We start from the raw sequence: 8,382 nt of genomic DNA, 5'->3' as shown, positions 1-8,382 counted from the left end.
CTACTGCTCTACCATAGCCATAAGCACATATCTTATCCTATTCGGACTATTGCGAGAAGTGCTATAATTGTAAAATTTCGACAGTGTCGCTTGCTCTTCCATACACAATTCTATTAAGTCGAGTTATAGCTCTTTTTACAATAATCCGAACAGACCGTAATATGCTACTGGCCTGCTATAGCAATAAACACATATCTTATCGCATTCGGACTATTATAAGAAAGGCTATACTTCACTATTTAGATCATTGATTTTTGTTTTTTGAGCCGATTTTTTCTGTCTTACTTGCCCTAAATCTCTTTCTAATAGTGAAATTTTGCTAGTTTTATTCGTTAGCTCTTGCTCTTTCTCTACAAGTTGAGCTTTTGTTCTTTCAAGCCCTTGTAAAAACTTCTCAAAATCTTCTGGTATATTATTCGTATTTGCAGGAAATTTTTCATTTAAATAATCTTTAATAGAGTTAACTGGATTATCAACACCCCACAATGCAGCAGTAACAACTGCACGATTTATAAAACAATTATCTTCTACTAATTTTTTCACATCATCTAAATCTTTTCTATTAATAGTATCAGTTAATCGGCTCTGAATAGCTTGTTCAATTGTTTGCTTTAATTGTGCATACTGCTCGTAACTAAAATCTAGGTCTTTATGTTTTAAAAGTTTTGTCAATACTTCTTTTTCATCTGCTGTTATCGTTCGTAAACATAATCGAATAATTAAGCTAAGTGTGTTTTTATTCTTCCATCTTGGGTTCTTCTCCAGCAATTAGGATGAAGCTCTTGATTCAATAGTGTTTTCGCTTGGCAAATATTTCCGCTAGAAAGAGCAGCTAATAATTCTTTTCCTTTCTGTGCTTTTTGTATTTCTATTATCAAATGCCCAGGACGATTTTGTCTAGCACATTCCTCAGGATTTTGATGGTTTTTATTGGTTAGATAAGTGTTTATGTTTGGATGACTTAGTAAGAGTTGTAAAGTTTTCTTTTGTTGAAAGCACATTGCTAGATGCAAAACTGTATTGTTATTATTTTGTTCAGAAATATTAACATCTATGCTCCGTTGCAGTAGGAGCAACCTAATCATATTCCGATATTCTTTTTCTGTTTCAGAGCCTGCAGACAAATTAGTAACTATGAACATCAAAGGTGTCATGCCTTCTTTATCAAAGGCATTAACATCCGCACCCTCTGCCAGAGCTTCTTTAAAATCTTCTAGGTCTCCATCATCAATAGCCTTAAATAGCTGTTTTGTTGATTCACTTAGCTGTCTTGAAGTTGTCGGATTTCGAGCTTGCGATGCCGTGTTATCACCACCTCCATAAGCTCTATAATATGCTACACCGTTTCTATAAGGCATACTAAACGCTCTTTATTAATGATTTACTAATATAATTATGTAAAAGAAAAGGAAAATTGCAAGCAATTTATCTAAAATCCTAGAATTATAGCCTTTCTTATAATAGTCCGAATGCGATAAGATATGTGTTTATTGCTATAGCAGGCCAGTAGCATATTACGGTCTGTTCGGATTATTGTAAAAAGAGCTATAACTACGACTCCAAAAACTTTTCTGCATCAAGCGCAGCCATGCATCCTGTTCCTGCTGCAACTACTGCTTGACGATATACCTTATCTTGAACATCACCTGCAGCAAACACTCCCGCCCTACTAGTTAAAGTTGTTCCAGGTTTTGTAATGATGTAACCCTGCTCATCCATTTCAACAAAGCCTTTAAAAATACCCGCATTTGGTGCATGCCCGATTGCAATGAACACTCCATCCACTTTTAATTCTTGGGTTTTATCGATCTCTGCTGATTTAATCGCAATACCAGCAACCCTTTTTGGATTTTCTTCTCCAAGAATCTGCTCTACTGTATGGTTCCACATTACTTTTATTTTATCATTTTTAAAGAGCCTATCTTGCATTACTTTTTCCGCTCTTAATTTATCACGCCTGTGTATTAATATCACTTCTTTGGCAAATCGAGTTAAAAATATTGCTTCTTCAACAGCAGTGTTTCCACCACCAATCACAGCTACAACTTTATTCCTAAAAAATGCACCATCGCAAGTCGCACAAGCTGAAACCCCATAACCCTGAAATTTCTTTTCACTTTCTAAACCAAGCCACTTCGCTTGCGCACCAGATGCAATGATAATTGCATCTGAATAGTAGTCATTGATATTACCAGAAGATCTAAATCTATACTCATTAAAGTCCTCAAGTTGTTCAACGCTTTTTATCTCATCATCTATTATTTTTGCTCCAACCTTTTCTGCATGAAACCTCATTTGCTCCATTAGTTCTGGACCCTGTATTGAAACAAAACCGGGATAGTTTTCAACATCTGTAGTAATTGTAAGCTGACCACCAGGCTGCATTCCCGTTACTACAATTGGCTCTAAGTTTGCACGTGCTGCATATACAGCGGCAGCATAACCCGCTGCCCCAGATCCAATAATAAGAACTTTTGTACTAAATTTATAATTCTTCACTGTATGAGTTTAGATAATCAGCTACTCCTTCATCGCTTGCCTGCATTGCTGGCTTACCTTTCTTCCACCCTGCTGGACATACTTCACCATGCTCCTCATTATGTTTAATTGCATCAACGATTCTAACGAATTCATCGATATTACGCCCTAAAGGCAAATCATTTATCGATTGATGACGTACAATAAATTTATCATCAATAACGAAAGTTGCTCTCAGCGCAATTGAGTCATCATATAAGACCCCATAGTCTCTTGATATAGACTTTTTGATATCAGACACTAAAGTGTAGCTAATCTCTCCAATACCACCATCATTAACTGGAGTGTTTCGCCATTTATAATGTGAAAATTTTGAATCTACACTTATTCCTATCACTTCAACACCACGCTTTGCAAACTCATTTATTCTATTATTGAGCGATATCAATTCAGTTGGGCAAACAAAAGTAAAATCAAGTGGATAGAAAAAAAGGACAGCATACTTATTTTTTATGCGCTTACTCAGACAGAAATCATCAACAATTTCTCCGTCAGAGAGAACAGATGAAGCAGTAAAATCGATAGCAGATTTTGTTACAAGATTCATAATTAACCTATTCTTTTAAAATAACTTTAATTTTACATCTTGATAAACTTATATGCAAGTTTTCTTTGGTTTTAGTCCTATAAAAACTTCCTAAAATAGCTCTTCTTTTTTACCGATAAGATACAATCCAGGTTGGAATACTGAGTTGGTGAGTATAAAATTCTACGTCATGCCACCGCGAACCGTCATACCGCCACGGTATCTCAGCCGCTCACAAGTAGCGGGATGACGGTTGTCGTTTAGCTATAAATGTTAAAAAATTTGCCAAACGAAAAAAAGGCAAAAGAAGCCCCGTGGTTGGCTAATTACTTACATTATACTTTCAAGTATGGCGTTTTTTTATTCTAAACGTTTAATGACCGCGATTCAGTTGCTTTTAAGCAGCAACTAATCTAAATTATAAACATTAAGAAATTTACTAAACAGAAAAAAAGGCAAAAGAAACCCTGGGGTAGCTAGTTATTCACTATCCATTTTTTAAGTTGGCGTTTTTTTATGTTTTAAATGCTTTATAAGCGCATTTTAGCTTATATTAGGTAAAAACCTAGAAGTTTTATAAAGACACAAGGTGCACATAGTGCAAAAAATTAAACATGAGACGCCAGATACGTGAGTTTTTTTGTCATTTAATCTGTACAGAGAAGATAAATAAATAGCTTCAGTTTCATGATAAGGGAGTTGGCGGAGTTTGTCAAGTAAGTTTTTCGCTTCTGCGGGCTACTTGAACAACGGCTACAATGTTCATACAGCTATGTACATAGCTGGAACCCAAAAAAAGAACCAAGTAGCCAAGGCTACTTGGATGACAAAAGGTAATACAAGAAATCTATTGGCTCTCGTATATCTTAGTGAAACTTAACAAGTTTATCTATAGTTTTAGTGATGATTCTTGGAGTATCCGGAGAAACTGCTGAGCTCAGCCTATTTAACCGCTCTATAGCGAACTCGCTATTCTCATTTGCTATGAAATCACATAAAATATTTTCTATATCCTTAGTAACACTTTCATGCTTTCTCAGAGGATGATTATGTGGATACCTACTGATGGCTTTGATACTGGAATACTCAACAAAAGCTTGATCCTTAAAAGCAAGTTGTCTCAATTTCTCTTTGAATTTTCCTTCTTCCTCTTTTGCTAAAATGCGAGACTTTATCAGTGATTTTATAATCAAATTTATAGCTTGATGTATTTCAGAATGCACTATAACTTCAATGGTATTTTCTTCTACTATACAATCATAAATATTTTTTTCGCTCTGTAACGACTCTATTAATTTCTTGCTACTTTGTGAATTCAATTCCAAATTCTCCTCACTCATAGGAGTTATTATGAAGGTGTTCTTACTCACTCTGATGTTAAATTGTGGAGAGCCTTCAGAAAAGGAAAATGCTACATCCTTAAATTCAAGTGCATGATTGTATGCAGCAAAAAGGGTGTGTCCTATAACACTGCTGGGCACCTTCATTCCATGTTTACTCAGGTGGTTCAATACATTTTCAACCCCATGATATGTAAAGTCTGTATCTTTTAGCAATTCAACAACTTCTATGCCGTTGTGTTGTTTATACTCTATTCTCACTTCTTCTGTAAAAAGTGTTTTAGCTGCTATATGTTTATCAAGCACTGTGAAAATCTTGATGAAATTCTCTAAATCTTGTTTGTTAACTAATTCGATACTAATTAAGTTTCTGCTAATAATTGAAATATTTTTTGTCATTTTTTCCCACTAAAAAAACTCACTGAATGAATTGTATTTTTAATTCATTAAGAATTGTTTAAAGTGAGCATACTAGTTTTCATTTACGTATTACACGACAAAACAAGATAAAAAGTTACATAAAATCATCATGTGGTATAACACACTCTCCACATTCATCATTGCTGTTTGTGTAGGTTGTGACATCAGTGTGATTGTCATTATTATTTAGCATATCATCCAACTTTCCTTCTTTTCCAAGATCCATCAATTTGTCACACCCCCCAATGTGCTTATCGTTGATAAAAATCTGTGGAACTGTTCTAACGTTATACTTTGATTTTATGTCGTTAAATAGATCTGAGTTTTTGAGCACATCAATTTCTTCATACTTCACACCTTTTTTATCTAGTAAATCCTTTGCCCTTATGCAGTATGGACAGCCCTTCTTTACATATATCACAACATTTTTCACAATTTATCTCCGTAGCTTACTAAAATATAGTTATTATATATAAGAAACATGTAAAAACATCAAATTGTATGAAAATTATTTATAATTGTGAGCAAGGAATAGAAAATAATATAGCACTAACCTTCGGAAATTTCGATGGCATTCATTTAGGACACGAGTTTGCAATTTCTACTCTAAAGAAGGTAGCACAAGAAAGAGGATTACCCTCTGCAGTTTTAACTTTTGAGCCTCACCCATCAACTGTTTTATTTGGTAGAAACAATTTTAGGTTAATAGACCAAGAACAAAAAAAGGAACTGATCAGCAGCTATGGTATAGATTACTTGTATATTATTAATTTTAATAGAGGTTTTTCTGAGGTTGGCTGCGATGACTTTATCAGTAAGATTTTAATAGATAAATATGGCGCTAAACACATAATTGTCGGAGAAAATTGCACTTTTGGTCATAAACGATTGGGTAATATATTAACTCTAGAGAAATATTCTGAAACGTATGGATACTCTTTGACTAAATTAGAGCCATTAATAATTGACGGCAAAATTTGCTCTTCTTCTTCAATAAGGGAGTATGTACAAAGGGGCGAAATAGAAATTGCTAATAAATTGCTCGGCAGGCCTTATCAAGTTTCTGGTGTTGTGACACAAGGTGCATGTAGAGGTAGAGAAATAGGATTTCCAACCATAAATATTCCTATAGAAGATTGCATGATAAAACCTAAATTTGGCACATATTACGCTAGAGTGACTTTTCCTGATAGTAATCCAAATTGGTTATATGGAGTAGTCAATATTGGTATGAGACCTACTTTTAAGGATCTGAAAAAGCCTATAATAGAAATGCACATATTCGATTTTGATGAAGACGTATATAGTCATAAAGTCAATATACAACTTTTAAAATTCATAAGGTCAGAAAAAAAATTCCATAGTATTGAGGAGTTAACAAAACAGATAAATTATGATATACTTAAAGTTTATAGGTTAAAGGCAAATTTATGAAAAAGTTATGCTTAGTTGTTATATTAATTATAGTATTGATTGACCAAACGAGCAAATTGTACATAAACTCATTGATTGATGAAGGAGAATCAATTGAGATCGCTAGTTTTATAAAACTAGTTGAAGTTTGGAATTCAGGTATTAGTTTTGGAATGTGTAGCGCTTTACCACATGGCGGTTTCTTTTTTTCAGCATTTTCAATACTAATAATTGGTATACTTGCATATTTGATATACAAGTCTGACGGTCAGTCAACTTACCTTGGTTTTTCTCTGATGATTGGTGGAGCAGTCGGAAACGTAGTTGATAGGATCTATTGGGGAGCTGTATATGATTTCATATATTTTCATATTGATGATTGGTATTGGCCAGCCTTTAATTTAGCAGATTTATCTATAGTTTGTGGAATGTTTACATTGTTATATAAGTGGTATATATACGATATGCTTATTTCTAAACAAAATGAGGAATAAAATAATTGTTTTTATATTAGGTCGAAATAATGCTTCATAAGTTTTTTAGTTTTCTTATACTACCTGTACTTTTTTTTACTTACCCAATTTCTTCGAATGCTTTAAACATAGAGCACAACATAAAATATACTAAACTCAGTAACGGACTAGATGTTCATGTTGTTTCTAATCATCGGATTCCAGCCGTTTTACATGCAGTAATATACAAAATTGGTGGAATGGATGATCCAATCGGCAAAGCAGGATTGGCTCACTACTTTGAACATTTAATGTTTGAAACCACAGGAAAGTTCACAGATATAGAAGCCACTATGAGTAGCATTGGGGCTCAATTTAACGCGTTTACCACTAAAGAATATACCTGTTATTATGAGTTGGTCCCCAAAAAAGATTTACCACTGGCAATGGAAGTTGAAGCAGATAGAATGGGAAACTTTAATGTTACTCAAGACAAAATAGATAGAGAAAAAAACATTGTACTGTAAGAAAGAAAAATGAGATTTGATAACCAACCTCATAGCTTGTTGTGGGAAGAAATGGATAGTGCATTTTACCGTAATGGCTATGGTAGATCTGTTATTGGCTGGGAGAGGGATATCAAAACTTACAATCAGGATGACATAGTGAGGTTTCACGATAGTGATTATCACCCTGGTAATGCAATATTGCTGATTGTGGCTGATGTGGAGTTTGATGAAGTAGTGAAATTAGCAGAAGAAAAATATGGCGAAATTAAAGCTAAGCCTGTAATGAGACATTACCAAAATCAGGATCCAGTGCATAATGGAGGTCTATCGGTGACCTTAGAGAGCACTGAAGTAAAAGAATCAGTTTTATATTTTCGTTATCGTGTTCCCTTATTTGATCACATAAATGAAGCCTCTGCTGCTCATTTAGCGGTTGACATTTTAGGTGGCGGCAAATCCAGCAAACTGTATAAAGATTTGGTTTTAGATAAAGATGTGGCAGTATCAGTGTTTGCTTATTATAATAGCCTAGCTTTTAGTGATGGCTACATTGATATTATGATAATTCCAAAAAGTGGCGCTAATTTAGATATTGTTGAAAGAGAGTTAGATAATGCTATTAATGGCTTCGTATCTAAAGGGGTGACGAGCGAGGAATTACAAAGCTCAAAATATAGGTATAAGGGAGCACAGTTTGATAATCCATACGCGTCAAGTTAAGAGATTGTGAGCAAATTTAGAGAGGTTAAAGTGGATACTCTAGCCCTTCTAGGTTTGTCTTTTAATGAAAATCGCGACCAAGTTATAGTGAGTTTTTTAAGAAATGCTTTTAAACTATTAATTTTGGTTAATACTAAAAATAACTCTCTAACCCGCCTTTTTAGATCAATAAATGCCTTTGTTAAGCTAAGTTCTGTATTCTTTTTCACTTCTGTGCAACCAACTATGCCGTGAAATATAAGAATTGCACACAATTTAGCATATAGTTCACATAATACTCTGCATGGCTTTCCTTTTACCTTATCAAGCCTGATATGGCTTTTATACAATTTAAATAATAACTCAATTTGCCACCTTACTCTGTAAATCGTTAATACTTGCTCAGCACTAATTTTATTTTCTGGAACATTAGTTATAAATATTGACCAGTTCAACAATTTTTGATTTCTTTTAGAGGATGTATA

9 protein-coding genes and 1 pseudogene are annotated in these 8,382 nt (G+C 34.0%); 3 read left to right on the top strand and 7 right to left on the bottom strand.

Annotated features, from left to right (window positions below; all coding sequences use genetic code 11):
- Positions 1-225: 225 nt before the first annotated feature.
- The 6 genes from OZD68_RS04090 to grxC form a co-directional block, all read right to left on the bottom strand.
- Positions 226-768 (bottom strand): coiled-coil domain-containing protein, encoded by a 543-nt coding sequence (locus OZD68_RS04090; RefSeq protein ID WP_275009066.1) that lies wholly within the window; start codon positions 766-768, stop codon positions 226-228.
- Complete coding sequence (locus tag OZD68_RS04085) at positions 720-1,358, bottom strand: ankyrin repeat domain-containing protein (protein WP_259366031.1); 639 nt, start codon at positions 1,356-1,358, stop codon at positions 720-722. The genes OZD68_RS04090 and OZD68_RS04085 overlap by 49 nt, the downstream gene beginning before the upstream one ends.
- Before the next feature lie 193 nt (positions 1,359-1,551).
- The gene (trxB, locus tag OZD68_RS04080) at positions 1,552-2,499 is read right to left on the bottom strand and encodes a thioredoxin-disulfide reductase (RefSeq protein WP_182309504.1); all 948 of its coding nucleotides are present in this window, start codon (positions 2,497-2,499) and stop codon (positions 1,552-1,554) included.
- A complete protein-coding gene (locus OZD68_RS04075; protein WP_012673206.1) occupies positions 2,486-3,085 on the bottom strand; it encodes a peroxiredoxin in 600 nt (199 codons plus the stop codon). The genes trxB and OZD68_RS04075 overlap by 14 nt, the downstream gene beginning before the upstream one ends.
- An 845-nt stretch (positions 3,086-3,930) precedes the next feature.
- Positions 3,931-4,803: a hypothetical protein gene (locus OZD68_RS04070; protein ID WP_182309505.1), complete on the bottom strand. Its 873-nt coding sequence runs from the start codon at positions 4,801-4,803 to the stop codon at positions 3,931-3,933.
- 115 nt (positions 4,804-4,918) lie between these two features.
- Positions 4,919-5,257 carry a glutaredoxin 3 gene (gene grxC / locus OZD68_RS04065; protein ID WP_182309506.1) on the bottom strand — a complete coding sequence of 113 codons (339 nt, stop codon included), beginning with the start codon at positions 5,255-5,257 and terminating at the stop codon, positions 4,919-4,921.
- Between the two features lie 68 nt (positions 5,258-5,325).
- On the opposite strand from grxC, the gene ribF reads away from it, so the two are divergent.
- The 3 genes and pseudogenes from ribF to OZD68_RS04050 all read left to right on the top strand — a co-directional run.
- Positions 5,326-6,258, top strand: coding sequence for a riboflavin biosynthesis protein RibF (ribF, locus tag OZD68_RS04060; protein ID WP_182309507.1), 933 nt, complete (start codon positions 5,326-5,328; stop codon positions 6,256-6,258).
- Positions 6,255-6,731 carry a signal peptidase II gene (gene lspA / locus OZD68_RS04055; protein WP_182309508.1) on the top strand — a complete coding sequence of 159 codons (477 nt, stop codon included), beginning with the start codon at positions 6,255-6,257 and terminating at the stop codon, positions 6,729-6,731. The genes ribF and lspA overlap by 4 nt, the downstream gene beginning before the upstream one ends.
- A 29-nt stretch (positions 6,732-6,760) precedes the next feature.
- Positions 6,761-7,900 (top strand): annotated as a pseudogene (locus OZD68_RS04050) (M16 family metallopeptidase); the annotation flags it as partial.
- Positions 7,901-7,914: 14 nt separating this feature from the next.
- Here OZD68_RS04050 and OZD68_RS04045 read toward each other — a convergent pair.
- The coding region (locus OZD68_RS04045; protein ID WP_275008720.1) for a transposase at positions 7,915-8,382 on the bottom strand (468 nt) is incomplete at its 5' end.

It is taken from the genome of Wolbachia endosymbiont of Drosophila bicornuta, assembly GCF_028982105.1.
GTDB lineage: Bacteria > Pseudomonadota > Alphaproteobacteria > Rickettsiales > Anaplasmataceae > Wolbachia > Wolbachia pipientis.
Note: the sequence above shows the minus strand (reverse complement) of the source record. Positions and strands in the feature narration are given on the sequence as shown.

Excerpts from the sequence above, each read along its gene's own strand:
- OZD68_RS04085 (WP_259366031.1), bottom strand. The coding sequence starts at position 1,358 with ATGCCTTATAGAAACGGTGTAGCATATTATAGAGCTTATGGAGGTGGT.
- OZD68_RS04075 (WP_012673206.1), bottom strand. The coding sequence starts at position 3,085 with ATGAATCTTGTAACAAAATCTGCTATCGATTTTACTGCTTCATCTGTT.
- OZD68_RS04070 (WP_182309505.1), bottom strand. The coding sequence starts at position 4,803 with ATGACAAAAAATATTTCAATTATTAGCAGAAACTTAATTAGTATCGAA.
- ribF (WP_182309507.1), top strand. The coding sequence starts at position 5,326 with ATGAAAATTATTTATAATTGTGAGCAAGGAATAGAAAATAATATAGCA.
- lspA (WP_182309508.1), top strand. The coding sequence starts at position 6,255 with ATGAAAAAGTTATGCTTAGTTGTTATATTAATTATAGTATTGATTGAC.